Here is a 24,875-nt window from a genome sequence, read left to right as displayed (position 1 = left end):
ATTAGTCTCCCATTGTAATTGTTATTTTCTTGAGATTTTTCAGCGAAGTATTGGTCTTTTCGCTCTGCTTGACGACCTTGGAGCCCTCTCCTTTGAAAGTGACTTCAATGTCCTGCCACTTCGCAAAACGTTCGACATTGGCCTTGGTCCAGCCGTACATATCAGGCAGACTGTCTAAATCATCTGACAAGATCAAAACCTGCTGGTTGGCCTTGAGATTTTTGCCCTCTTTGACAGATACTTTTTTAATCTTGCCACCTGTTCCTAGTACAATTGGTTGGACGAGGTTGCGGCGCAATTCATCTGCCAATCCGCCAGGACTGATTTGATGTTTTAGCCCTAGTTGCTTGGTCAGATCTTCCAGTGATGGCATTTTATAACTGGTTTCTTCAGTGACTGTTTCAAGAGCTGGAGTTGTCTCTGTCGTCAGATTAAGACTGTCTTTGAGAGCGACAGCTTCTTCCAAGACCGGATTGACCACTTCCTGCCAGAATATTGGCTGGAATTTTTCCTCGGGCTGCTGAACTGTCACATACATGATAAATTCAGGATTTTCTGCCGGTGTCATGGCAACAACTGAATAGATATAGTCGTTCTCACCCTCTAGATAACCATTTTCAGAAGCGATTTGAGCGGTCCCTGATTTGACAGCGACATTCTGACCAGCCACTTGAATGACGGGTTCTCCACCGACATTCAGGGTTCCGTGGTAGGGGTCTGTTCCGACCTGAACCATATAATCCCGAGTGGTTTGAGCTGCTTTTTCTGAGACAGGATTTCCGATAATTTCCGTCGCAGTCTTACGAGCTGTATTGGTTTTAGGATCATGGATAGCATTGATAAACTTAGGTTCTACCATGACGCCGTCATTGGCAATAGATGAGAAGGCACGCAGCATCTGCACCTGGGTCACACCAATCCCTTGACCGAAGGAGCTCATGGCAATCGTAACATAGTTATCACCTGGCAAAGAGCCATAGGTTTCATTGCCCATCCCAAATCGGGTCGGCAGACCAAACTTAAACTTACTCAAGTAGTCCAGCCACTTGTCATTGCCCATCTTCTGTTCTAAAATAGTCATACCAACGTTACTGGAATAGGTAAATCCTTGGGCAAAGGTCAGAGTTTCCCCTTCTGAAATCCCCATGTTGACGTTCCAGTCCCGAATGGTCGCATCCATGACCTTGTACTCTCTACTGTCATAGGTATCGTTAGGATTAAAGCTACCATTATCAATAGCTGAAGCCAAAGTCATGACCTTCATGGTAGATCCAGGCTCATACTGACCTTGATAGAGCATGGTATTCCAATTGCCCAGATTTTTCTCATTCAAGCCTTCCTTGGTATCGGCATTATAGGTCGGCCGTTGAGAGGTAGCTAGGATTTCACCAGTCTTGGCACTGACCAAGGTTGCATTGACAAACTTACCTTTGACTTTTTCTTGAAAGGCGTTCATCCGCGTTTCTAGGTAGGTTTGCAAATCAGCCGACAGCGTTGTATAGACGTCCTTGCCATCCTCTGCCTGTACAGAGACCTTTTCTGATCCAGGAACAACATTACCGTTTCGGTCTTTTTCGTAGGTCACAATCCCATTCTGACCAGCAAGAATCCTATCCAGAGCCTGCTCCATGCCAGAAGTCCCTTTCAGCGTCTTATTGCCTTCCTTATCCTCCTGCAGCTGGGCAAGACCGATAAACTGGGAGGCAAACACACCGTTATTATAACTGCGGTTAGGACTGGTGGTGAAATCAATTCCTTCAATACCAGCCGCTTCAAAGGCTTCCCGCATGGCATTCATATTACTGTAGGTAATGCCATTGCCCTGTGCCCCGAAGGAAACTTGCTTGAGATTTTTCTGCGACAGCTGGGTTTTGACGTAGTCCTTATCCAACTCTAGGTATTGATTGAAAATCTCTGCCACCTTATCGTACTGGGATTCTTCTACATAGAGAATCTTGCCGGTAGCTGACTTGTAGCTCTTGTCAATAATGGCATAGACATTATAAGTCGTGGCATCCTCAGCAATGGGAACCCCATTTCGGTCATAAATTGTTCCCCGCCGGGCAGCGACTGTAACCGTCTTTTGATGGACAACTTCCGCTCCCTTTGATAGATTAACACCGAACTTCTGGTCCGTCCCGATAATAATGGCAAAATTAATCAAGAAAACGAAAAAGAGAAAGATAGCTAAGATACTCATGCTCTTTCCCACTTGCCGCCGATTGTATTCAGGGGTTTGCCTATTTTTCAGGGCGTATTTTTTAATTTTTTCAAAAATTTTATTCTTCATCCGTTGAACTCACTGTTTTACGATTTCCCTTCTGGAGTTTCATATCCTGAGAGCTGGCTAACTGAGACAGTCTTTCATAGCGGGTCAGTTCATTGACTTCCTGCTTGATATCGGCCAGCTCTGTCTGCTCCGCTTCGATCTGCGTATTGACTTCCGTCAAATCCCGATCTACCTGCAATAGTTTGGTCTGCATAAAGACGATGCTGACCGCTAAAATAATGGCAGTCAAAACGATGGAGCCGTAAAAGGCCTTCTCAACTCGGGAAAATTTTCTCATCTGATCTTGAAGCGGGTTTGGTCTTTTTTCTGACATTTCTTCCTCACTTGTGTATCTTACGGGCCACGCGCAGCTTGGCGGAATGAGCCCGATTATTACTTTCTAATTCTTCTTTGCTTGGTAAAATTGGTTTGCGGCTGACAAGCTCTAGCTTAGGCTGCAGTTCATCTGGGATGAAGGGCAGGCCCTTTGGAACATCCACTGTTGACGCCTCCTTGAAAAGCTGCTTGGTCAGACGGTCTTCCAGGGAATGAAAGGTAATGACCGCAATCCGACCGTCCACCGCCAGCAGATCAATAGCTTGCTGAATAGACTCATCCGCCGCTCCCAGTTCATCATTGACCTCAATCCGAATGGCCTGAAAAATCTGCTTGGCTGGATGACCTTTCTTCTTCAGCTCTTTAGCTGGCTTAGCCGACTTGATAATTTCAGCCAGTTCTGTCGTTGTTTCAATAGGCTTGACACTTCTAGCCTGCTCAATCTTGCGAGCAATCTGCTTAGAAAATTTGTCTTCGCCGTATTTAAAAAAGATTCGTACTAAATCCTGATAGCTATAATGATTGACAACCTCAAAAGCTGTCAAGGCTGCCTCGCGGTTCATGCGCATATCCAAAGGCGCATCCTGTTTATAGGAAAAACCACGCTCACGCTGATCCAGCTGAGGGCTGGAAACGCCTAAGTCATAACAAATCCCATCAATTTCTTCCACACCGGCTTCTTGCAAACGACTCTTGAGGTGGCGGAAATTGTCCTTGATAAAGGTTACCATCCCCCGCTCTACATAAGGAGCCAAACGCTTTTTAGCATTGTCAATAGCCATCTGGTCCTGATCAAAGGCATAGAGATGCCCCTCATCCCCGAGCTGACTCAAAAGATATTCGCTGTGACCAGCACCTCCAAGGGTCGCATCGACATAGATGCCGTCAGGCTTAACAGCCAGCTGGTCAACCGTTTCATGAAGAAGAACCGTAATGTGATGAAATTCGTTTGTCATATCTTACTTATTATATCACATTCAAAAGCAAAAAAAAAATTTAAAAGAAAAAGTAATATATTATCCAATAATGGTGTGATGGTTACAAATACCTTAATTTCAACTTTACTTACTAGCATTTTTTTAATCTATCTGTTTCTCGTCGTGAATTTGCTTTATTTTACGACATAATAAAGGTGTATTCAATTGAACCAAAAGATTTAAAGGGGAACAAAATGGCTAGAAAACAACTCAGTTTAGAAGATGTCCTCAATTATGTGGAGACACTGCCTTATACACAATTTAAAAACGTGGTGGAACACTATTATCAAAAGCAAAACAGTGATTTCTCCAGCACACTCAATCAGCTTGTTGTATCTAATTTTGAGCAACGTTTAGAAAGGTTAGAAGTTAATAAATCTTGTCCTTCTTGCGTCTCTGATGCTGTGGTCAAAAATGGAAAGCGTCATAACATTCAACAGTTCAAATGCAAGGATTGTCATAAACGGTTCAATCATTTTACAGACACTATTTTAAAGAAGACACGTTGGCATTGGGATATTTGGGTTAAAGTGTTAGAAATAGTGATAAACCACTATCCTATTCACGATATGATGAATGTCTTGGTGAATGATTATGGATGCGATGGGATTGATTATAAAACTGTGTGGTTTTGGAGAATGAAGTTAATTCATGCCCTGGCTGAAATGCCAATGCCTCCATTAACAGGTGTTGTCCAAGTAGATGAGACCTTTATTAGAGAAAGTCAAAAGGGAAGTCGGCAGTTAGTTTCCACTATCAGTAAGAACACCTACAGAAAACCACGTTATGGCAGGCAACCTTCCCAGTATGGCGTGATGGGTTCAGAGTTCGCCACTGTCATCACAGCTGTTGATAGTAGAGGTTATTGTGTTTGTAAAGTAGCGAGTTTAGGCAAGGTATCACCTGAACTTTTCTTTGATTTGTTTGATGAACACTTTGATAATATTTCTTATCTCTGTAGTGATGCGAATAGTATTTATGAGGATTATTGTAAATTGAGAAATACACCTCACTATGTTCGCCCTTCTAACTATATTAAAATGATTGGGGATCATGGTTACGTGATTTAGACTACAGAAGAATTTGAAAAGAAGGCAAATAAGAAAGTGTTGGAACATCTCTACTATGAAGGGATTAGTGATCATATTACCAATAGGGGAGAAATGCTATTTGATACCTTCACCGAACTAAAATACCAGAATGGCTTATCCCTTGGTTGAGTAAATGGACTCCATAAAGAGATTAAGAAGTATATCTACCGTGATATGAGAAATGTATCCACTAAGTATCTACAAGACTATATTGGTTTTTTCACCTATATTCGTAACTGGAGAACAGAACATGGGATTATCCCACTTCTCAAAAAGATGCAGAATCTATCTTTATTTAGATTTTAAAGACAAAGAAAAACCTTACTTCATCTGAAGTAAGGCAAAAAGAATTAGTATTACCAAAACCAAGTTCCCATTACATGGAAGTTTTGAAGGAAGAAACCGAGAAGGCAAGAGATGCTGTTGACAGCTCTTATTTCAAATTTAACGAGGAAGATGGTGTTCTTTCCTTTAACAAACGTGAATAGGTCCTTGAACTTCCTAAAACGAGACTATATGCCATTGCCAAAGAATGTCATATCCTCCGATATAGAAAACTAGCGAGGTGGTCGCTAGTCTCAATAATTTTAAATCAGAAGAATATTCAAGATATTCTCTATCAGGAATTGGTAGAGGAAAGAGTTTCATTGATCGATGAGGAGAATGTACAGGTGTTGGAGTGGGCCAACATGCGTAATTTAAACTATCAAGGCAGAAAAATATATATTCATAGTTGGATTTTTCCTTCTATTATGATAAAATAAGGATGATAAAGGATGTAAAAATGAGATATATTGGTTCAAAAAAATTACTTCTACCTGAAATTAAAAAAATGGTAGATAAACATACTGATGGCTCTGAGGAAGTGTTCTTAGATTTATTTGCTGGTACAAATGTAGTTGCAAATTATTTTAAACAATTTTACACAGTCTATTCGAACGACATGTTATTTTTTAGCTATGTCAATGCTAAAGCTACAATTGAAAATAATTCAAAACCATCATTTTCTAAACTTATTCAGGCAGGTATCAGTTCTCCTATGACTTATTTACAAAATTTAGAAGTCAACGATGAAACGATAGGATACTACGAAGTTGCTTATTCGCCCACTGGAGAGGCAAATTACCTTTCAGTACATAATGCAAAAAAACTGGATATAATTCGTAGTCAAATTGAGAGTTGGAAGAATCAAAATTTATTAACAGAACACGAATATTATTATCTACTCTCTTCTCTCATAGAAGCATTGCCATTTATTAGCAACACTACAGGAACTTATGGCGCTTTCCTAAAACACTGGGATAAAAGATCTTTAAATGATTTAGAATTACAAGATTTTACTATATTTGATAACTCAAAACAAAACAAAGCATTCAATGAAGATGCGAATGAACTAGTTCAAAAAATAAAGGCAGATATTGTCTATATTGATACCCCTTATAATTCAAGACAATATGCCTCTAATTATCATTTACTGGAAAATGTCGCTAGAAATGAACACCCAACTTTAAAAGGTATTACAAAAATTTTCGATTGGAAAAACCTTAAAAGTGATTACGCTACAAAAGGCAAGGCTCTGGTAGCAATGAGAGATTTAATTCAAAATATAAATTCAACTCATATAATTTTGAGTTACAATAATGAAGGTATTATCTCCGAAGAGGATTTGACTAATATTTTGAAAGAATTTTCTGTTGATGGCATAGTTGATATTAAAAAAATTCCATATCGAAAGTATCAATCAAAGAATGTTTCTAAGAACAAAGAAATTTATGAATTATTATTTTATATCCAAAGAAAGCCATTTTCTAAAAATAAAACTCTGAACAAACCTCTAAATAACGTCAGAGTCAGTTCAACAAAAAAATATATTAAAAGTCCACTTAATTACATTGGAGGAAAATATAAACTATTAAATCAAATACTTCCCCTTTTTCCTAAGAACATTAATACGTTCGTAGATATATTTAGTGGAGGCGCTAATGTAGGCATAAATGTTAAAGCTAAGAAATATATTTTTAATGATATGAATACTCGTATCAACGAAATGTTTCGATATTTTCAAACTCAACCACCTGTCAAATTAGTTCAACAAATCGAAGAAAAGATTGATGAGTGGGGATTGAGTAAAACTAATGAAGATGCATTTTTAGCTTTCAGGAAACATTATAATACAAATCCTAATCCTTTAGATTTATATGTTCTATCCTCATTTAGTTACAATTACCAATTTAGATTCAATAACTCTATGGAATTCAATAATCCTTTTGGTAGAAATCGTAGTCACTTTAGTGAAAACATGAGAAATAATTTATTAAATTTTGTTACTAAGCTTCAAACATTAGATGCCACGTTCACAGATAACTATTTTAATGAATTTGATTTTTCGAATTTGACATCTAATGATTTTATTTATCTTGATCCTCCATATTTAATTACAACTGGAAGTTATAATGATGGAAAACGAGGATTTTCAGATTGGAATAATACTTCTGAAATGAAGTTACTAAATTTTATGGATTATCTAAATCAACATGGTATTCGATTTGCTCTCAGTAATGTAACTGAACACAAAGGTAAAACAAATCAATTGTTAAAAGATTGGGCTTATTCAAGAAATCTAAATGTCAATTATCTTGATCATAATTATAACAATTCGTCTCATAATTCAAAAAGCAAAGGTAGTCAAGAAGTTCTAATAACTAATTATGAAACTAAAACATTTAATCTGCTTAATACAAAATAGAAGAACTACATACTATCCCATACCAACCTCAATACATAATAACTTCAAGCAAGATGAAAAAAGATGCTTTTCAAAACGAAAATCATCTTTTATTATTTAAACAATCCATATCCCGATAACTTCTCTTACTCTATTTCTGCAAGTAATGGAGCATATTCTTCATATGAAATATTATAATCAAGAATACTTTTCTTAACTTCTTTTTTACTCATTTTTTGAGTTTTATAATTATTTGCTAGTAATAACAATTTAACAAACTCTAGTGCCCCACCTAAATGGTTTGTATCTTGCCTAAATTTTTGTAACTGTTCCTTATAATTACCCGAAAAACTCCCAGAAACGTAAGCGAAATATGTATTGTCTAAATGTTCTGGAGCAATATCCCACCACGTTGGCTTTATTTCTTCTTTTCGCTCTGTAAATTGCCTCAAATATCTTCCCATAGCATCTGTGTGGGAGGCAGTGAGTGGAAAGCCTTCTGAGTAAGCTTTTGAATCAAGAATAATTGCACAATCATCATCCCACAGGAGTCCATCTGGTTTGTTGCTTCCTCCTAGATGTTTGCCTGAAAAACCCAACTCATCCGTAAAAATCTTGGTTGATATTGCTTCAAATTCCGTATTTTCAACATTACTGGTTTTCTTTTTACTAGCTATATCAATTCCTTTAAGATAAGAATGGTCAATATTGGTTAGTTCCGTACGCAATTGATTCTTAAATTTTTCAATATCACTTTTTTCTAATACCACATCTTTCTGCACAGGAATTTCAAAATCAAACAATTTATCATTTAACGTTAGCTTATCTCCATCAATCAGAATTTCAATACCAATTCTATTAAGCCCAATACAGTCATCTATCACTTCTTCAGGTGTTATTTCAAGAGTTGGATAATCTGTGTTAATTAAAGTAGCAATCACCTCTGCTTGAATTGGATTTTTCTTTTCAGTAAGGTGTTTTAACATTAGAGATCGTGATGTTTTTTTAGCGATTGCTTCTTTATCCTTTGTTGCTAAGAATTCCCACATCACTCTTTTCCTACTTCGAGGATATCTTGATTTTCCGTTAACCTCCTTTAAGGCAGTTAATCCTTTAGCTGTGATCTGATACACTGTACCAAGAGTAAGTTCAAATTTACGGTTTTTGTATGTATGGGTAACTTTTTTAGTAGTGGAAGTTGCCAATCCTGCAGTAACCAAAACACCAGCTAGCCATCTCATATACTTATCAGAGGTACTTTCGAAGTTTGATTTGATTTTTTGAGCTGCTGTTTTATCGCCATCAATCTCAGCCTGGGCTAGTCCATTTAAAAATATTTCGACAGGGGCTGTTTCAAATCCAAGTTCATCTATAAACCCAAAATGTTCTCCTAAATCAAATTTTGAAAACTGTTTAGAGGGTTGATTCCCTAATAATCTTATCAACCACGCTGCATACGGATACTCAAGTAGCCTTTCATATAAAAATTTGTCCAGTTCTGCCAATTCTTCAGAATCATATAACTTTACTGCTTGAATTCCTATCTCTGAAATCGTGAAAGTTTTATCTGCCCGATGGAATTTCAATAGTCCAAAAGCAACTGCTACACTCACATAATTTTTAGCAGCCCAATCTACAATTGCAAGCCTTGAACATTGTCCTGGAAATACTGCTTGAACTAAACTATTAGCTTCTCTCTTCGTTCTTGTTCCAGTAAGTTGTTTCCAAGTAACTGAAATAGGCGTATTAGTAATTACAGATTTTAATTCATATCGAAGATTTAAATCTGTAACTACTTCTTCTAATCTCGTATCTATCAACCATTTATGAATTTTTGAATCAGGCATAAAAATTGAAGCAACTTTTACTAACTCTTTTAAATCCTGACTAACATCTTGCCCTAAACCAAACGCTAAGTTATTCAAATCACTGTATTCATTAATGCTTATTGTCATATTTCCTCCTAAATTTTTATTTCTTTATTTTTCTATATATTTTTCTTCTGAATCAGACGCAATACCTTATGCACTTTTTCAGTGATTTCATATTTTCCACGTTTATTTTGATAAGGGCAGACAAAGCCGCCTTCAATCAAATCACGCAGAAGTCTATTCGTTTTCAGTTTTACATTTTGTTAATGTTTGCAATCTCTTGTTGAGAGAGCGGTATATAATAAATGACTTTTACTTCAACTTGGTTTTCTTTCAATGATTTAAGTAATTTAAAAGTGTTGTTAGAAAAAGGTTCAAGAGTAAATTCAACCATAGTGAACCTCCTAATGTACCTATTATACCATAATTATCTTTTTAGTTAATAATTCAATTCTTTTTTAAACTCTCATTCTGAACGATAAAATAAGGAAAAACAGCCATTTTTAGCAAAATCTTCTATCAGTGGCTGTTTTATTGTCGAAATACAGAGGTGTTCGCCGATTCAGCTTTTATCCCTCTCTAACTGGATAATATTAAAAAAGTAAGCGGATGAAATCCTTTTTAAAATTTTTTGTCAGATATACTTGACACTTTTTCCAAAAAGTATTATACTAGCATAAAATAAAAGTCAAATATAACTGACAAACTTACTGAAAGTTATCAGTTATAGAATTAGAAAGGAAGGGTGTAATGAATCGTGTCAAAGAATTTCGAAAAGAAAAAAAGATGTCTCAGCTAGAGTTGGCAAAGTCTATCGGGGTATCGCGGCAAACTATCAATATGATTGAAAACAACAAATACAACCCCACCCTCGAGCTCTGTATCAATCTGGCTAGAGCGCTGGATACTGACCTCAACGCCCTCTTTTGGGAACCCCAGCTGACAGATGAAGATTCAAATGACTAAGAGTTTTTTCCTGCAGCAAATTTCATACCTAAAGAAAGGACTAAAAAATGAAAAAAGAAACATTCTCAGACAAGATGATTAAAAGATTTTACGGCATTACTGGACCTTTGGACGAGCAAAAGCGCCAACAGGCTGAGCACTTAGGAAATATAGGCTTTATTTGGCTTTTCTTTATTCTGATTTTTGGCAATGCCATCGCCTTTCCCCTAGCCTTTCGCTGGCCCAACATTATCGCTGTTGCCTATCCTATCCTGCTGGAAATCCTTATCCTCGGCTTCTGTGTCTATATAGTCATTCAAGCACGACGCAAAGGAATTGATGACCTAGAGCTAGGACTTCAGGATGCCAAGGAAAAAAGGGCCATGAAACATGCTGGCCTCAAAGCAGGCTTCTCCTATTGGCTGCTCTTTTACCCTCTCTTCGGCATCATGATAGCTGTCATGGAAAAGAAAGATATCCTACAAGTTTTGCTTCAGCCCAAACTTATTATAACCGGATTAGCTGCTGGTCTTGGATTTGGACTGATTATGCATTTCATTGCCAAAGGAAAGATTCGTCAAGCACAAAAAAAGGAGGAAGAAGACCTATGAGACTTAATCTCAAAGAAAAAATGGATTTAGGGATTCTATCCCTCATTATTGCCATCGCTGCTTATTTCTTTTTCCGTATCACGGAGCCTTGGATTTTCTGGCTGGATGTAGCAATCATCTTTAGCTGCATCTATGTAGCCCTCCGCATTTTGAAAAAACGTAAACAAGAATAAAAGAATCCCTCGACAGGAACTTTCTAGCTTCCTAGCGAGGGATTTTTTATTTATATCTACTTAAGACTCTGGGTCATCCAGACTTCGGCCATGAAGACCTTTCTCGCGCTGAACTTGACGCAACTTCTCAGGTGTCACATCATTGCCATCCTCATCAACAATCTTGATGCCTTCGATGTGATGGCGAACAGAACGACGATAGCCTTCGATATACTCTTCACGAAGCTTGGCCTGCTCTACCTTTTCTTCACCAGTCAGACCAACTGTTTTATTCTTTTTAGCCAGTTCATTGATACGTTCAATTTTTTTAGGATCCATGATTCTACCTCTCTTACCTTTTATTTGGTATTAATCTGATTAAACTGCGCCAGCTGTCCCGCTTTAGCCGTCAAAGACGTCAGGAGAGCTAGGCGATTGTTACGCACAGTCTCATCTTCAGCCATGACCATGGTATGGTCAAAGAAAGCATCAATAATTGGACTAAGCGCAAAGAGTTGGTCCAGATTGGTAGCTAAGTCAGATGTCAGCTCCACTGCTTCAATGGCAGCTGCCAAGTCTTTTTCCTCTTGATTTTCAAAGAGAGCTGGATTGACAGCTGTCTGCCCTTGGGCTTTCTCAGCTAGATTGAAGACACGAGACAGGCTTTCGACTGCTGACTTGAAGTTGTCTTCCTGAGCTTTTTCTGCTAGGAGCGCAGCTGTTTCTACTAAATCGCGTACGACAAAGTTAGTGCTTTGAAGAACAGCCGTCACGATGTCTTTTGGGATGCTCCGATCCATCATTTTCTCAACGCGGGCACGGAAGAAGTCCAGCACCGCCTCTTGATTGTCATAGCTTAGACTATCAAACTTGAGTTCGTAAAGTCGACCAAGAAGCTGAGCCAAGTCAATGTTCCAGCCAAACTTATCCAAAATACGCACGACACCCTGAGTCGCACGGCGCAATGCATACGGGTCATTAGAACCACTTGGAATCAGCCCAACTGAGAAGAAGGACAGAATAGTATCCAGCTTATCAGCCAGAGCCAAGACTGCTCCGACCTTGGTGTCAGGCAATTCCCCATCTGCTGAAGTCGGCATATAGTGCTCCCGAATGGCAGCTGCCACCGCAGCATTCTCACCAGCCAGAAGAGCATACTTCTCACCCATGATACCTTGCAGCTCATCAAACTCACCAACCATGCCAGTCAGCAGGTCAAACTTATAAATAGCCGCTGCACGGGCCAAGTCAGCCGTCTCATCAGCATCCAATCCTGCTTCTTGCGCCAAGAGAGCAGCAATCTTGCCAGTCCGCTCCATGTGCTCTGCCAGAGAGCCAATCTTTTCGTGAAAGGTCACATTGCTCAGCTTTTCAACCAAGTCGGCAATAGCCAGCTTCTGGTCTTCTCTCCAGAAGAATTCCCCATCTTCCAGACGAGCCACCAAGACTTTTTCATTTCCCTTGATGACATTTTCTAGATGCTCTGCATTTCCGTTACGGACAGAGATAAAGTGTGGCAAAAGCTTACCTTCACTATCACGCACAACAAAGTAACGCTGGTGCTCTTTCATGGAAGTTACTAAGACTTCTTCTGGAACCTCTAAGTATTTAGAATCAAAATTACCTAAGAAAGCAGTTGGATATTCTACCAGATTCAACACTTCATTGAGCAAGTCTTCGTCAATTTCGATAGAAACTCCGTGCTCCTCTTCCAGTGCTCGAATCTGCTCGACAATCATATCACCCCGTTCAAGAGGACTGGTAATGACAAACTGAGCCCGCAAGTCATCTTCATAGGAATCCGCTGAAGCAATCTCCGTTTCTTGCCCCAAGAAACGGTGTCCTCGGCTAGTACGGCCGCTCTTGATATCCAAGAAATCCAAATCAAAGGCCTGCTCATCTAGGAGCACAGTCAAGGTGTGAACTGGGCGGATGTATTCAAAGGTGTTGTTGGCCCAGTGCATGCTGACAGGGAAGGTCAAAGCTTGCAGAACTTCCGTTACTGCTGGGATGATTTCCTCTACTGGGCGGCCGATTTCTTCCTTGGTCACATAGACGTATTCCTCACCCTTGATTTCACGGAAAGTAATGTCCTCAACCGTCAAGCCCTTGCCACGGACAAAGCCTTCGGCAGCCTTGGTAAAGTTGCCATCTGCGTCCAGAGCAATTTTCTTAGAAGGACCTTTGAAATCTTCTGTCAGATCAGACTGCTTATCCGCCAAGCCAACCACGCGCACCGCCAGACGACGAGGCGTGGAGAACATTTCAATTTTCTCAAAGGTCAGACGATGGTCTGTCAGAAAGGCTCCCATCTTGTCGCGCAGCTGCTTCATGCTCGGAGTTACGACATAGGCTGGCATTTCCTCCAAGCCTAATTCAACTAATAAATTTTTTACCATGATTATTCTCCCTCCTCTGCCAAGAGTTTCTCGCGAGTCTCTGCATCCAAAAGCGGATAGCCCAGACGCTTGCGCTCAGCCACAAAGGTCTTAGCCACAACACGCGCCAGATTACGAATACGGGCAATATAACCAGCCCGCTCTGTCACAGATACAGCGCCACGCGCATCCAAGAGGTTAAAGGTATGCGAGCATTTGAGAACATAGTCATAGGCTGGGTGCACCAGATGCTCGTCCAGACAGCGCTTGGCTTCCGCTTCAAACTTCTCAAAATTCCCCAAGAGCAAGTCTTGGTCGCTGACCTCAAAACTGTACTTAGAATGCTCATACTCAGGATGAGTGAAAATTTCGCCGTACTTAACGCCATCAGCCCACTCAATGTCGTAGACTGAGTCCACTTCTTGGATATAAGAAGCCAGACGCTCCAGACCATAAGTCACCTCAGCTGTCACTGGTTGAGTAGGCAGACCTCCGACCTGCTGGAAATAAGTGAATTGTGTAATTTCCATACCATCCAGCCAGACTTCCCAGCCCAGACCAGCTGAACCAGTTGACGGATTTTCCCAGTTATCCTCGACAAAGCGGATGTCGTGCTCCAGCGGATTGATACCCAAGAGCTCCAAAGACTGCAAGTAAAGTTCTTGGATATTACTTGGAGATGGCTTCATAACCACCTGAAATTGGTGGTGCTGGTAAAGACGGTTGGGATTTTCCCCATAGCGCCCATCTGCCGGACGACGAGACGGCTCGACATAGGCCGCGTTCCAAGGCTCTGGCCCAATAGCCCGCAGGAAGGTATAGGGACTCATCGTTCCCGCCCCCTTCTCATTATCATAAGCCTGCATGAGCATACAACCCTGATCATTCCAGAACTGCTGTAAAGTCAAAATTATTTCCTGAAAGGTAAGTTTCTTAGACATTAGTTACTCCTTTTGTTTCTTGAGATTCTTGCGAAGCGTTCAAAAGGGAACGATTATTTCCCTTTTGAAAAGCTAGTACATCGCCTAGACAAACCGCCTCATAGCGGTTGTCGTTAGTCAATCGAACCTTTAGGTTCGCAATTGACTTTGGCGAGGTGAAAGGTTAACTTCTTAGACATTTTTTACTCCTTTTGTTTATATCTCTTTGTCTATTATTTTCTGCTGTATGAACCAATCCAACAAGGGAAGTGTTTTATCCGTGTTTGCCCACCGATGATAAGAATCAAAGACCGCTTGCACACTGCCTAGATTTTCTACTAGCTTGTCGACGGTCAAAAAACTGCGCCAGTATTCGTAAAAAATACTAGCATAATTCCCTTGATAAGTTGAAGTGCCGAAATCATTCAATGAGTGCCAACCGTACTTTTTCTGAAAGAGCTCAACAAGAGACTGATTACAAGCTTTTTCCACTCGAAATTCCTCATCTGTAAAGAAATACTTGCGGCTAATATACTCAACCATCCCTTCTTCAAACCAGATATAGGCACCGTATCCATCAAAGTCATCTAAAAAATGCTCCGACCAATGAGCTAACTCATGGCCCACAATCTGCAAGAGAGAATTTTCAGACAAAGACTGATAGTGGTTTGCTATTGCTTGAGTTTGGTGAGAGGACTCGTAATTCTCCAACTGAAGAAGATATAAATCTTTCCAAACCGTCAATTCGGGATTCATAACCATCCGCCTATCATTTGTATAGGCTGGTACAGGAATTTCCCGAATGATCTGCGTAGCAGAATCAAAATCGGACCAAATGATGGCTTGCGGCAAGTCATAAACCGCAAACTCGTCTTTTAAAAATGTTAGATAATCCTGCAACTTTGCGGCATTCTTTGCGACGAAATCTCGAAAAGCTGCTAATTGGTTCTCATCTTTTACAAGATAAAGGTTCTCCACGAATCTCCTTTCTTTCGAACAATAGGCTCAGTACACAAAAGAACCACATCCGACAGTCCTAGGCTATTTCACCTAGGGGCGTCAAGACGCGGTTCCACCCTAATTTATTACTTCATTACTTTTGAAATTATAACTGAAAGCGCCATCTGCACTGCTTCCCTATCCGGCTCACACTATCCCGAACTCGCTAAAAAGTAGACAATGAGAATTCTTTCTAAAAAAGATTATAGCAGAAAATAGGGCCAATGTAAAATACTTATCGAAAAATCCCTCAAGTTTCAACTTAAGGGATTTCTAACTGACTTGAAAACCAATTAGACTTGTTTAGGTTTTTTCGGTCTCACAACTCTTGGCTTTCTGCCATCAAGTTTTCTCTTGGCTGCTCTGAGATTGGCAATGGCTTCTTTGACATCTTCTTGGCTAGCACCTGGATTGGCCAAAACTTCCTTAGCCTGTGCATAAGCCTCTAGATAAGCCGACTTCACCGTATCAGTCGCATAGATAAACTTATTGCTGATGGCTTGGTAATGCACCTCATCATCGACTAGCTTCTTGAGATTGGTAAAGTTAGTCGCCTTGCCATCCAGCTTCTTCTCTGCTGTAGTCAGCTGAGCCAGGGCTGTATCGATTTGCTCCTGGGTCACCTTGTCCTGCACCAAAAGGAGGGCCACTGCTTGGAAGGCCTTGTCATAAGCGCGGCGAGTCTTATCCTTAGCATTGGCATAAACACCTGTCTTAGTGGTAGCAGCATAAGCTTCCACAGCCGCCTTAACCGCAGCAATATCAGAGTCCTTGCCATCTAGATTAGTAGATGCTGTTTCTAGTTTTGCTCTTACGGCATCAACTTGCGCTTGGGTCAGTTTACTTGTCAAAGCTTCTTTGGCGGCCTGATATGCTTGGTCGTAGGCTGTGCGCTTCGCTGCAGAAGCATTGTAATATTGAGCAGTGCCGACTAGACTGGACTGCTGATTGACAGCTGCCAGCAAGCCTGACTTGACGATAACTCCCAGCTTGAGCAGGTTATTCTTACCTTCTTTGACCTCGACAGTCGGCTCAGTTTCCCAGAGTTCATAGCCAGTCGGCAGGTTGACAAAGACAGAGTAGAATCCAGCCGCTACGGATCTTCCGAAGGCATGCTTGCCAAACAGTTCTGCTGGAAGCGTATAAGCATCGCCATTATTATTCTTGAGAACCACTTGAGTACTCTTCGGAACAGCTTGATCAAAGGCAACGCTGACCGGTGCAAAGACCAGCTTCTTGACCAGAAACTCAATCGTCTTAAAGCTATCTTGGGCTGTCAGCTCAAACTCCTGAGTCAGAGCGCTGTAGAAACGAAGCTCATCCTTATCATAAGTAAAGATCTCAGCTGTGTAGCGTCCAAACGGCAGAGCATTAATTTTCTTGCCCTTGTCCAGTTCGACATACTTGCCCTTGCTGTCCTTGATTCGATAGACAAAAGTTGACGATACATCCTGACGTGTATTAGCATCAACCAAAGCAACACGGATACGACCATCATTTTCAGCACTGACTAGTTCTGACAGAGCTATGACATCACGGTTCCCCGCATAGTCCTCTACCACATAGAATATCTTAGACTTGTCCACTCCTTTTGGCAAGGTGTAGCTGCCATCTGCATTGGCTGAGATGTAAACCCGACGCTCGTAATCACGCTCAATGCCAAAATCATCCACTGCTTTATAGGTCTCTTTCCCTTTTTCATCTGCTTGCAGATAGAAGACCTGTTCTCTCAAAATACCGCCGTTGCCAACATCTTTTGACTTACGAGCTGTAAAGGTTTCTGCACCATCCTTGGTACTGATAAAGCCTGAACTAATCAAAGGTTTCTGCGTATCGATCTGCAGCTTAAAGCTAATCTGCTGCTCTTTAGCACCTGGTACATCTGGCGTATAGCGAACCACATAGGTATAGAGGCCATCTTCCAGCTTCTCACCCTTGCTATCACGACCATCCCAGTATGTATCTTCTAGTAGGTAGGACTTAGGATTGTCTGACTGACCACTATAATAGTTCTTGCGGCCTTCTCTAATCGTGCTGCTCTGCCAGATTGGGAAGCGATAGTCCGTATCATCTGCCGTATAGACACTAGCTGTCAGATTATTGATATTGCGATAGAGAACTGTCCGATACTGGATGCTGTCCTGATTGCCATCACCATTAGGTGAGAAGGCCAGACGAATCTTGCCATCCGCTCCCAGCTGCAGCACATGCTTACCATCCGCATTTTCTGCAGTTCCCAGTACAATTGAGCTGCGAGCAGCTGTTCGACCGGTCGAATAGAGCTTGTCATTGGATTCCGTCACAAGCGAAGAGACATTGTCATCAGACAGGATACTCTTGTCCTCTGGCACTCGGTAATAGAAGCCTGACTTGCCTTCTTGGACCAGATCATAGATTGGTCTTTCTACAGCTGGCAGATCTTGGAATTGCCCGCGGAAGCCCATAAATGGCAGACTAACAACATCGCCGTCATCTGCTGGATCCACAAAGCGGACAAAGCCTTCTAAGAAATAGCCGTTCGGCATCTGCTTGATCAACTCTTCCGCAAACTTAGCAGTATTTACCTTGACCGTCACTTTCTGGCTGCTGTGAGCCTTGACTGTAACTTCTGGCCAGACTGTTTCGGTTAATTTGCGAGGTGTCAGAGTATAGTAACCATCCTTAACCGCATCCGTATTGGTATTAACAATCATCTTCAGCGTCCGGTCCTTATCTGTGATATTATGAACCGTAACGTCAAAAGTGAAGCTGTCTTGGACATTGCCCAAGGAAACACTAGGATATTGGTTATCCCCTGTCACATAGAGGCCCGTAGAAATAGCCGCTGCCGTATCTACGATACCTGCACCCTGCTGACGCGGAGAGGTGTAGACACCAGTTTCCTTGTTGACGTGCAGCTTGGCTGTAGACATAATGAGCGCTTTGACTAAATCGGCATTCTGGGCAGGTGTCAGGTCTGGATAGTGCTGAAGGAGATATTCCTTGACCAGAGCCGCTACACCAGCCACATGAGGCGTAGCCATACTGGTTCCCTTCATAGATCCATAGGTATTGTCATTAAGCGAAGAGTAAATATCGCCACCTGGTGCTGTCACATCTGGCTTGAGCAAGCCATCTGTCGTTACACCCCAACTAGAGAAGTCAGACAGACTACCAGCTCCTGGATGCGGCCGATTGACCTTAAGACCATTAAAGACCACCTTGTAATTACCAGCTGCCAAAGCCTCTCCATATTCCTTACTAATAAAGGCTGACGGAACCTTTTTAGATTCACTGTCTAGGCTCATCGTTAGGTTAGCTCCGTCGACATTATTGTAGATCAGAGCACCAACAGCACCATGGCTAATAGCATTTCTAACTTTTTCAGCAAAGGTAAAGGAACCACGCTGGATAAGAGCCAGCTTACCTGTCAGATCCTTACCAGCAAAGTCCTCTTCACGGCCAAGACCAACATGAACATACTCATATTCCTTGCCCTTTTCAAAGGTTGCATTTGTCTCACCCATGGAGTAGCTGAAATGACCGTTCAAAAGCTTATCGTTCTTTTCCAGACCACGCACTTCCATGACTTCCTCTGTCAGGACAGTATTATTGACAGAGGCGACTGAGATAGAGCTTTCTGCTGTTGAAGGACTGCCAACTAGACCATAGTCTGGATTTTCAACCAGCGGTTTAGAGTATTCACTTCCGAAGGTGTTATCATTACCCGCCGCAATGATCACGCTCACTCCCTTAGCCCGAGCGCGCTCAATAGCCGCCTGCAGACTAGGGCTGACATCAACCGTTGAACCTGTTGCTGAACCTAGACTCATATTGATGGTATCAGCTCCCAAAGCTACTGCATCATCAATGGCTTTGATATAGATAGCGTCGCTTGTTGTGCGTTGACGGTCTGAGAAGACCCGCATAAACATAACTTGTGCTTCTGGTGCAACACCATAGACATACTCATTATTAGGCGCTTTCTTGTTGGGATTTCCCGCTGTAATCCCTGTTACGTGCATACCATGCGAGTAACTGTTCTTTTCCTTGATATTGTCATCACCGTCAATATAGTTATAGGCATAGACAACCTTGCTATTGTACCACTTCCCGTAGTCAATGCCGGCCTTTTTCTTGGCTTCTTCCAGAGCTGCCTCTGTCTGATACTTGGCCTTTGATGGATCAGAAATCTTCAGAACCTCATGATGGACATCCAGACCTGAGTCGATAATCGCTACCAGCCGGCCTTGACCTTTATAGCCCTGAGACCAGGTCTGAGGAACCTTGATAATCTCATTGGTACTGATGCTGCTTGGTTTAGCATCCCGAGAAGTTGGTGACTCTGCTACTGCATCAGGATTAGCAGCAGACTTGTCTGAGTTTGCGGCTGCCGGAGACTCTGCTGTCGGACTAGCTGGAGCTGTCGGATTGGTCTCTGTGGCAGATGGTTGAGTTATCTTCTCAGCACTTGAAGAAGCCTCTTCTGATGAAGAAGTCGCTCCTTTCTCTACAGGAGCTGCAGATGCTTCCTTAGCCTCTGTCGTAGAAGGCTGGCTAGCATGCTCTGTACTTGAAGTAGCCGATTCAGAAGAAGCTGGTGCTGCTTTCTCCACAGTAGCTGAACTTGCCGGCTGACTCTCAGGTGTAGCTGCTTGAGAAGCGGACTCAGTCGCTGATACCACAGCAGTAGATGTCTGACCTTGCCCTGACGAACTAGCTGTCGCCTGCTCATCCGCCTGAGCCTGTCCCGCACCAAAAACCAGAGCAGTTCCCAACAGAACAGAAGCCAGACCGAACTTGTATTTACGGAGTGAAAAACGTTGTCTTTGCATAGAAGTCTCCTTACTTTATTTATAAACCATATTATAATAAAAATTTTCTGACAATTCATACACATATAACAAATGTAACAAAAACGTAATAATGACGAATGTTCTAGCCAAGAAAAGCTATATGATAAAGTTTCAAGTCTCTATTTATTTGAAATTTAGAACAAATACATTTTAAAATTCGGAAATAAGAAAAACCAATCAGAACTAGCGCAGAGTGCACCAGTTTGATTGGTTTGTTATGGGATGTTTATTAAGATACTATTTCTCAAACTCAGCCAAAAACTTCTCCAGTTCCTACTGAGCTTCAGGCGTTGTGCCTCTGAGCTGACCCAGCATGTCTATAAGTTCAGCTTTTTTACTTTCAATCTCCTTATTAGTATGATTGATCTTAGTCACAATCTCAGTCAATGGCTCGACTTCTTCTTCCTCAAAAGTATCTACGTAGCGAGGAATATTAAGATTGTAGTCATTTTCGACAATTTCTTCAAAGCTGGCCAGATGGGCAAACTTATCTACATCTTCCCTAGCCTTATAGGCTTTCAGAATCTTGTCAATATGAGCATCCGTCATGATATTCTGGTTCTTGCCCTTGTCAAACTCCTTAGACGCATCAATGAAGAAAACATCGCGGTTAGTCCGGTCTTTCTTTAGAATGATGACAGTCGTCGGAATGCTGGTATTAAAGAAGATATTAACTGAGAGAGTGTCATTCCATTTTTATTATAACACCTTCTTCAGAGCTTCCCTTAATTCTTCATCAACAGCATAAATATATAGACCATTTACACCACGCGTTAACAAAACATTTAGTTCATTTCGCAACAGGCTTTCGCCATAGTTGACTTTTTTACCATTCGCAAGTTTACGGTTTTGAACAGCACCTTTATTTTTACTTTCAGAAATATCATAAATAATTTTGCCGTTTCGATACTTTACAGATGGTCCGATAATAACACCTACATAATTCAAGTCAAATCCTTGAACTGTGAACGTAGAGCCTACTTCATTAATTGTTTGAGGCTGCTCTATCCAAGATAATTTGTCAAATTCCTTCTCTGGCTCTAATTGTAGATTCCAAGGGGCCTTCCAATTACCTATTTCAACAAACCATTTCGGAGTTGCTTGTTTCTTATTTTCTCTAACATATGGCCAATCATATGTTGCTACCAATCTAGAAATACCTAGTTTTTGATTAGCATTCTTAGATTTGATAGCATTTTGTAGTTCCAAAGGAGAATCAAAAGATTTAATATCATATTGAGCATCTTTTTTAAATTTCTTAATTTCACCTTCATCAATAATACAACGAATCCAATCAATAGTTTTAGAATTTGCGCTAATTCTCATTTGATTGCGTAATTCAATTAAATTTCCTTCCAGATTAACCTCATGCTCCAACTCTAAAAATGTATTATCAGTCCATATTTGAGATTTATTCATAATCTGTTTATCATCATAAACCAGAACAACTACTTTTGATTGTGCTAGTAAATCCTTTAAATGATTTCCACCAAGATATGACTGATTTTTCGCAGTAAGCAGTAGGTGGCCTTCGTCAACTATAACCACTCCTGCCTTAATAGCATTTTTCTTCAGTGCATTTAAAAATTGAGTAGGCTTGTTAGCTACTTCTAAACTAGAGCCACTATTCCAATCTAATTTTCTTTCAATTTCTTTGTACACTTTTAATTGATGATCATTGTTTACAACGATATTAATGAAATTATTATCTTTGATAAATGAAATATCATCAGAGTTTAATAAATCATCCACAAGCGAACTCATTAAAACTGTTTTCCCCGCTCCAGCTTCTCCTTTAACTAGAATGAGTATCCCATCTTGATTTTTACTAATCGAGGCACTTATTTTATTAATAATAGTGTTTTTAGCTTCGATCTGTTCTTCGGTCAATTTATGAAACGGAGACGCTTTGAAAATTGCTGAATTTCGAACAATACTCTCAACAGGAAATAAATGTTTGTTACTCTTTCTTAGCAAACGCCAAATTTTTGAAAAAATTGAATCTAACTCATCGGATGTAAAATATTTATTTTGGGGATTTCCTCTTCGATTTTGAATACTGGAAACTATATCAACACTTGAAAGATAAAGCATTAAACGATTTTCTATGTCTAGAGTTAAAGACTTATTAAAATGATTGTGACCAATTATAAACATCTTTGTTGTCGAAGATGTTGCAAAGTCTCTCCAATCATCTCTGTTTTCTTTCTTTATATCATCTGTTAAGTGTTGGCTAGTTCGCCGAATTATATCAGCTGTTTCTCCTACATATACACTAAATTGATCATTCTTCTCATCGTTAACAATATAGACAACTGGATAATCAAATAAAAATTTTATATCATTTTTATGTTCACTAGATTTAAGTTGACTTTTAAGATTTACCAGTGAATTGCTTGAATACTCTATCTCTCTTACAATTGGACTTTTTATTTTAACCATTATTTCTCCAACTCAGTATATTTTTTATTATTCCCTTTACTTAACTTTACAGGATATTTCCGATTATTATCAACTAATTTATCTTCAATAATCTTTTCTACATCTAATTGTAAATTATCAGCCAACATAAAACTATAAATTAAAACATCTGCTAACTCTTCAGCAATTTGATCTAATGAATGACTGACAACTTCATCTGACTGTTTCCATTGGAACAACTCCAAAAGTTCACTGGCTTCCAGTGAAATAGATATAGCTAAGTCTTTTTCATTGTGAAACTTTCTCCAATCACGATCATCTCTAAATTTATTTATTTTTTTTATTAATTCATCCATTTGTTCTTAACCTCAATTAATTTCGATAAATCTAAACTGTTATAATTTAAGTAACATTATAGCATTTTTAACTATCCTTTTAAATTCTTAAGTAATTCACTCTAATACATTCTGTATGGTAGCTTAAAATAGTAATAATATCTTAAACTCTATTAGTTTACTTGCTACATTACTGACACTCACTTTTAGAGGATAAGAAGTTAGATTTTTATCGTAAATTATTGATTAAAACTATTTTTAAAATCAATCCAATTAAATCCCCAGCTCTTTTCAAACTGGGGATACCTTTATATTTTTAATTCATACACTTCCTGCCAGCCGACTGATCCTAATATGCGCTGGGACTGTTTGCTAAAACCAGTCTCTCGGTAGAGGTAGGAAGCGACTTGATTTCTCTCATTGACACCTAGTATGATGCTTTTATACATAGGCAAATGCTCTCTTATGAAATCAGGCAAGAGCTTCAGCGTCTGACTACCGTACCCTCGCATCTGAAAGTCTTCATCCGTTGAAAAGCTACGAAGGAGCAGGCTATCTGGCTGACCGCCATAAGTATACTTCTTTTCCCCAGCGTCCAAGATTAAAAAGGTTACGATTTGGTGTTCTTCAATACCCAAGATGGCATAGCGATTTTCCAAGTCAGCGACAGCCTGGCTCGGATGACTGGTAAATCTCAAGTCGGTTAAATGGTAAGACTGCAAGGCTTCTCTATCTGAACTTCGATAGAATCGGATTTTCATCTAAAAATCCATTTCATCAGGATTTGGTGCGCCACCCGCCAGGCCACTGATATTTTTGAGGACTTCTAAGTCTGCTGGATCTAGCTCGATGTCAAAGCAGTCCAGATTGCTGGCAATCCGGCTCGGAGTAACCGACTTAGGCAGGGGCAGGAAGCCTTCCTGCAAACTCCAAGCTAAAGCGACTTGGGCAATGGTCTTGCCATACTTGTCTGCCACAGCCTGCACGGCTGGATTTTGGAAGAGCTCACCTTGGCCAAATGGTCCCCAAGCTTCCAGTAGAATCTCATGCTCACGGCAGAAGTTCACCGCCTCTGTCTGATAGACACCCGGAGCCAGACGGATTTGATTGACAGCAGGAGTCATGTGCGCTGTTTCAAGCAAGGCTTCTAAATGATGAGACAGGAAATTGCTGACGCCAATCGCTCGAATCTTGCCGAGATTATAAAGATCTTCCATAGCCCGCCAGACCTCAGCATTGCGCTTTTTCCAAGCATCATTTTCCCTCAGGGGTTTGGGATTCGGCCAGTGGATGAGGTAGAGATCCAGATAGTCCAGTCCCAACCGCCCCATTGAGGCAGCAAAGGCCTCTTGAGCCTCCGCATAAGTATGAATGTCATTCCAAAGCTTGGTCGTGATGAAGAGCTCCTCCCGCGGGATGCCGCTGTCCTTGATTGCCCGTCCGACACTCTCTTCGTTCTTATAGATGGCTGCCGTATCAATGTGACGATAGCCTGCCTTGAGAGCGGCTAATGTTGCTTGATAGGCTTCTTCGCCATCCTGAGCCTTCCAAGTACCGAAGCCCAGCACCGGAATGCCAACACCATTGTTCAAAAGATATTCTCTCATCTCATGTCTCCTTTATAAGTTCCATCTACTGCCTTCAGTAAGGCAGCTGCTACAGTGATTACAAGAGCAGAACTGCTCACTTCTTTTCCTTTTTCTTCAGTATTGGCTTAGGTTTGAAGATATTTTCCTTGGTCGGCTCCATGCCTTTACTGAAAAAACTATAGATAATGAAAGCTGCTCCTGCGACAAGGATTAAGATTCGTCCAAAGATCAGTCCCGCCAGCAGCAAAACAAGTCCCATTATCAAAAATTTCGCATCAATTCGTTTCATAGCTTACTCCTGTTTACATTATAGTCTCATTATATCACGCCTAAGAAAGCAATTCAAATCTAGGAGAAGGATATCAAGTAGCTTGCCAATCAAAAAGAACAGGTTTCCCTGCTCTTTCTGAAAAATATAAGG

At 40.6% G+C, this 24,875-nt stretch carries 20 protein-coding genes and 1 pseudogene; 5 read left to right on the top strand and 16 right to left on the bottom strand.

Annotated elements, in window-relative coordinates; all coding sequences use genetic code 11:
• Position 1: 1 nt before the first annotated feature.
• The 3 genes from pbp2x to rsmH are packed head-to-tail and all read right to left on the bottom strand — an operon-like array spanning position 2 to position 3,561.
• The gene (gene pbp2x / locus FOC72_RS01420) at positions 2–2,290 is read right to left on the bottom strand and encodes a penicillin-binding protein PBP2X (RefSeq protein WP_002893528.1); all 2,289 of its coding nucleotides are present in this window, start codon (positions 2,288–2,290) and stop codon (positions 2–4) included.
• Complete coding sequence (ftsL, locus tag FOC72_RS01415; RefSeq protein WP_002893529.1) at positions 2,280–2,603, bottom strand: cell division protein FtsL; 324 nt, start codon at positions 2,601–2,603, stop codon at positions 2,280–2,282. Before ftsL ends, pbp2x begins: the two co-directional genes overlap by 11 nt.
• A gap of 7 nt (positions 2,604–2,610) precedes the next feature.
• Positions 2,611–3,561: a 16S rRNA (cytosine(1402)-N(4))-methyltransferase RsmH gene (rsmH, locus tag FOC72_RS01410; RefSeq protein ID WP_002893530.1), complete on the bottom strand. Its 951-nt coding sequence runs from the start codon at positions 3,559–3,561 to the stop codon at positions 2,611–2,613.
• Positions 3,562–3,776: 215 nt separating this feature from the next.
• On the opposite strand from rsmH, the gene FOC72_RS11525 reads away from it, so the two are divergent.
• Together FOC72_RS11525 and FOC72_RS01400 are read left to right on the top strand one after the other, a co-directional pair.
• Complete coding sequence (locus FOC72_RS11525; RefSeq protein WP_235787839.1) at positions 3,777–4,652, top strand: transposase-like zinc-binding domain-containing protein; 876 nt, start codon at positions 3,777–3,779, stop codon at positions 4,650–4,652.
• A gap of 805 nt (positions 4,653–5,457) precedes the next feature.
• On the top strand, positions 5,458–7,419 hold the full coding sequence (locus tag FOC72_RS01400) for a Dam family site-specific DNA-(adenine-N6)-methyltransferase (RefSeq protein ID WP_235787840.1): 1,962 nt from the start codon (positions 5,458–5,460) through the stop codon (positions 7,417–7,419).
• Between the two features lie 125 nt (positions 7,420–7,544).
• On the opposite strand, the gene FOC72_RS01395 is transcribed toward FOC72_RS01400, so the two are convergent.
• Positions 7,545–9,353, bottom strand: a complete 1,809-nt coding sequence (locus FOC72_RS01395) for a restriction endonuclease FokI C-terminal domain-containing protein (protein WP_002893535.1) — start codon at positions 9,351–9,353, stop codon at positions 7,545–7,547.
• A gap of 169 nt (positions 9,354–9,522) precedes the next feature.
• Positions 9,523–9,663 carry a hypothetical protein gene (locus tag FOC72_RS11520; protein ID WP_002893536.1) on the bottom strand — a complete coding sequence of 47 codons (141 nt, stop codon included), beginning with the start codon at positions 9,661–9,663 and terminating at the stop codon, positions 9,523–9,525.
• Positions 9,664–10,019: 356 nt separating this feature from the next.
• On the opposite strand from FOC72_RS11520, the gene FOC72_RS01385 reads away from it, so the two are divergent.
• Genes FOC72_RS01385 through FOC72_RS01375 form a run of 3 tightly spaced genes read left to right on the top strand, consistent with a single transcriptional unit; the run spans position 10,020 to position 10,998 of the window.
• On the top strand, positions 10,020–10,235 hold the full coding sequence (locus FOC72_RS01385) for a helix-turn-helix transcriptional regulator (RefSeq protein WP_002893537.1): 216 nt from the start codon (positions 10,020–10,022) through the stop codon (positions 10,233–10,235).
• A 47-nt stretch (positions 10,236–10,282) separates the two neighbouring features.
• Positions 10,283–10,825 (top strand): DUF3278 domain-containing protein, encoded by a 543-nt coding sequence (locus tag FOC72_RS01380; RefSeq protein ID WP_002893538.1) that lies wholly within the window; start codon positions 10,283–10,285, stop codon positions 10,823–10,825.
• The gene (locus FOC72_RS01375) at positions 10,822–10,998 is read left to right on the top strand and encodes a hypothetical protein (protein WP_002893541.1); all 177 of its coding nucleotides are present in this window, start codon (positions 10,822–10,824) and stop codon (positions 10,996–10,998) included. Before FOC72_RS01380 ends, FOC72_RS01375 begins: the two co-directional genes overlap by 4 nt.
• A gap of 60 nt (positions 10,999–11,058) precedes the next feature.
• On the opposite strand, the gene FOC72_RS01370 is transcribed toward FOC72_RS01375, so the two are convergent.
• From FOC72_RS01370 to FOC72_RS01320, 11 genes and pseudogenes are all read right to left on the bottom strand, one after another.
• On the bottom strand, positions 11,059–11,316 hold the full coding sequence (locus FOC72_RS01370; RefSeq protein ID WP_002893542.1) for a DUF896 family protein: 258 nt from the start codon (positions 11,314–11,316) through the stop codon (positions 11,059–11,061).
• 20 nt (positions 11,317–11,336) lie between these two features.
• Positions 11,337–13,376 carry a glycine--tRNA ligase subunit beta gene (glyS, locus tag FOC72_RS01365; protein ID WP_002893544.1) on the bottom strand — a complete coding sequence of 680 codons (2,040 nt, stop codon included), beginning with the start codon at positions 13,374–13,376 and terminating at the stop codon, positions 11,337–11,339.
• Between the two features lie 2 nt (positions 13,377–13,378).
• Complete coding sequence (gene glyQ, locus FOC72_RS01360; protein ID WP_002893545.1) at positions 13,379–14,296, bottom strand: glycine--tRNA ligase subunit alpha; 918 nt, start codon at positions 14,294–14,296, stop codon at positions 13,379–13,381.
• 195 nt (positions 14,297–14,491) lie between these two features.
• Positions 14,492–15,253: a hypothetical protein gene (locus FOC72_RS01355; RefSeq protein ID WP_002893546.1), complete on the bottom strand. Its 762-nt coding sequence runs from the start codon at positions 15,251–15,253 to the stop codon at positions 14,492–14,494.
• A gap of 314 nt (positions 15,254–15,567) precedes the next feature.
• Positions 15,568–20,088, bottom strand: coding sequence for a S8 family serine peptidase (locus FOC72_RS01350; RefSeq protein WP_002893547.1), 4,521 nt, complete (start codon positions 20,086–20,088; stop codon positions 15,568–15,570).
• Between the two features lie 294 nt (positions 20,089–20,382).
• Positions 20,383–20,790, bottom strand: a pseudogene (locus FOC72_RS01345) (N-6 DNA methylase); the annotation flags it as partial.
• Between the two features lie 18 nt (positions 20,791–20,808).
• Positions 20,809–22,551: a DUF2075 domain-containing protein gene (locus tag FOC72_RS01340; protein ID WP_002893549.1), complete on the bottom strand. Its 1,743-nt coding sequence runs from the start codon at positions 22,549–22,551 to the stop codon at positions 20,809–20,811.
• Complete coding sequence (locus FOC72_RS01335; protein WP_002893550.1) at positions 22,551–22,886, bottom strand: nucleotide pyrophosphohydrolase; 336 nt, start codon at positions 22,884–22,886, stop codon at positions 22,551–22,553. The genes FOC72_RS01340 and FOC72_RS01335 overlap by 1 nt, the downstream gene beginning before the upstream one ends.
• Before the next feature lie 287 nt (positions 22,887–23,173).
• On the bottom strand, positions 23,174–23,626 hold the full coding sequence (locus FOC72_RS01330) for a GNAT family N-acetyltransferase (protein ID WP_002893551.1): 453 nt from the start codon (positions 23,624–23,626) through the stop codon (positions 23,174–23,176).
• Complete coding sequence (locus FOC72_RS01325) at positions 23,627–24,472, bottom strand: aldo/keto reductase (protein WP_002893552.1); 846 nt, start codon at positions 24,470–24,472, stop codon at positions 23,627–23,629.
• Positions 24,473–24,548: 76 nt separating this feature from the next.
• Positions 24,549–24,743, bottom strand: a complete 195-nt coding sequence (locus FOC72_RS01320) for a hypothetical protein (RefSeq protein ID WP_002893553.1) — start codon at positions 24,741–24,743, stop codon at positions 24,549–24,551.
• Between the last annotated feature and the right edge of the window lie 132 nt (positions 24,744–24,875).

This window comes from Streptococcus sanguinis (genome assembly GCF_013343115.1).
GTDB lineage: Bacteria > Bacillota > Bacilli > Lactobacillales > Streptococcaceae > Streptococcus > Streptococcus sanguinis_H.
Note: the sequence above shows the minus strand (reverse complement) of the source record. Positions and strands in the feature narration are given on the sequence as shown.

Coding starts and splice junctions, on each gene's coding strand:
- glyS (WP_002893544.1), bottom strand. CDS start 13,376: ATGGTAAAAAATTTATTAGTTGAATTAGGCTTGGAGGAAATGCCAGCC.
- FOC72_RS11525 (WP_235787839.1), top strand. CDS start 3,777: ATGGCTAGAAAACAACTCAGTTTAGAAGATGTCCTCAATTATGTGGAG.
- FOC72_RS01330 (WP_002893551.1), bottom strand. CDS start 23,626: ATGAAAATCCGATTCTATCGAAGTTCAGATAGAGAAGCCTTGCAGTCT.
- FOC72_RS01400 (WP_235787840.1), top strand. CDS start 5,458: ATGAGATATATTGGTTCAAAAAAATTACTTCTACCTGAAATTAAAAAA.
- FOC72_RS01385 (WP_002893537.1), top strand. CDS start 10,020: ATGAATCGTGTCAAAGAATTTCGAAAAGAAAAAAAGATGTCTCAGCTA.
- FOC72_RS01325 (WP_002893552.1), bottom strand. CDS start 24,472: ATGAGAGAATATCTTTTGAACAATGGTGTTGGCATTCCGGTGCTGGGC.
- FOC72_RS01395 (WP_002893535.1), bottom strand. CDS start 9,353: ATGACAATAAGCATTAATGAATACAGTGATTTGAATAACTTAGCGTTT.
- FOC72_RS01370 (WP_002893542.1), bottom strand. CDS start 11,316: ATGGATCCTAAAAAAATTGAACGTATCAATGAACTGGCTAAAAAGAAT.
- FOC72_RS01375 (WP_002893541.1), top strand. CDS start 10,822: ATGAGACTTAATCTCAAAGAAAAAATGGATTTAGGGATTCTATCCCTC.
- FOC72_RS01350 (WP_002893547.1), bottom strand. CDS start 20,088: ATGCAAAGACAACGTTTTTCACTCCGTAAATACAAGTTCGGTCTGGCT.
- glyQ (WP_002893545.1), bottom strand. CDS start 14,296: ATGTCTAAGAAACTTACCTTTCAGGAAATAATTTTGACTTTACAGCAG.
- pbp2x (WP_002893528.1), bottom strand. CDS start 2,290: ATGAAGAATAAAATTTTTGAAAAAATTAAAAAATACGCCCTGAAAAAT.
- FOC72_RS01335 (WP_002893550.1), bottom strand. CDS start 22,886: ATGGATGAATTAATAAAAAAAATAAATAAATTTAGAGATGATCGTGAT.
- FOC72_RS01340 (WP_002893549.1), bottom strand. CDS start 22,551: ATGGTTAAAATAAAAAGTCCAATTGTAAGAGAGATAGAGTATTCAAGC.
- FOC72_RS01380 (WP_002893538.1), top strand. CDS start 10,283: ATGAAAAAAGAAACATTCTCAGACAAGATGATTAAAAGATTTTACGGC.
- rsmH (WP_002893530.1), bottom strand. CDS start 3,561: ATGACAAACGAATTTCATCACATTACGGTTCTTCTTCATGAAACGGTT.
- FOC72_RS11520 (WP_002893536.1), bottom strand. CDS start 9,663: ATGGTTGAATTTACTCTTGAACCTTTTTCTAACAACACTTTTAAATTA.
- FOC72_RS01320 (WP_002893553.1), bottom strand. CDS start 24,743: ATGAAACGAATTGATGCGAAATTTTTGATAATGGGACTTGTTTTGCTG.
- ftsL (WP_002893529.1), bottom strand. CDS start 2,603: ATGTCAGAAAAAAGACCAAACCCGCTTCAAGATCAGATGAGAAAATTT.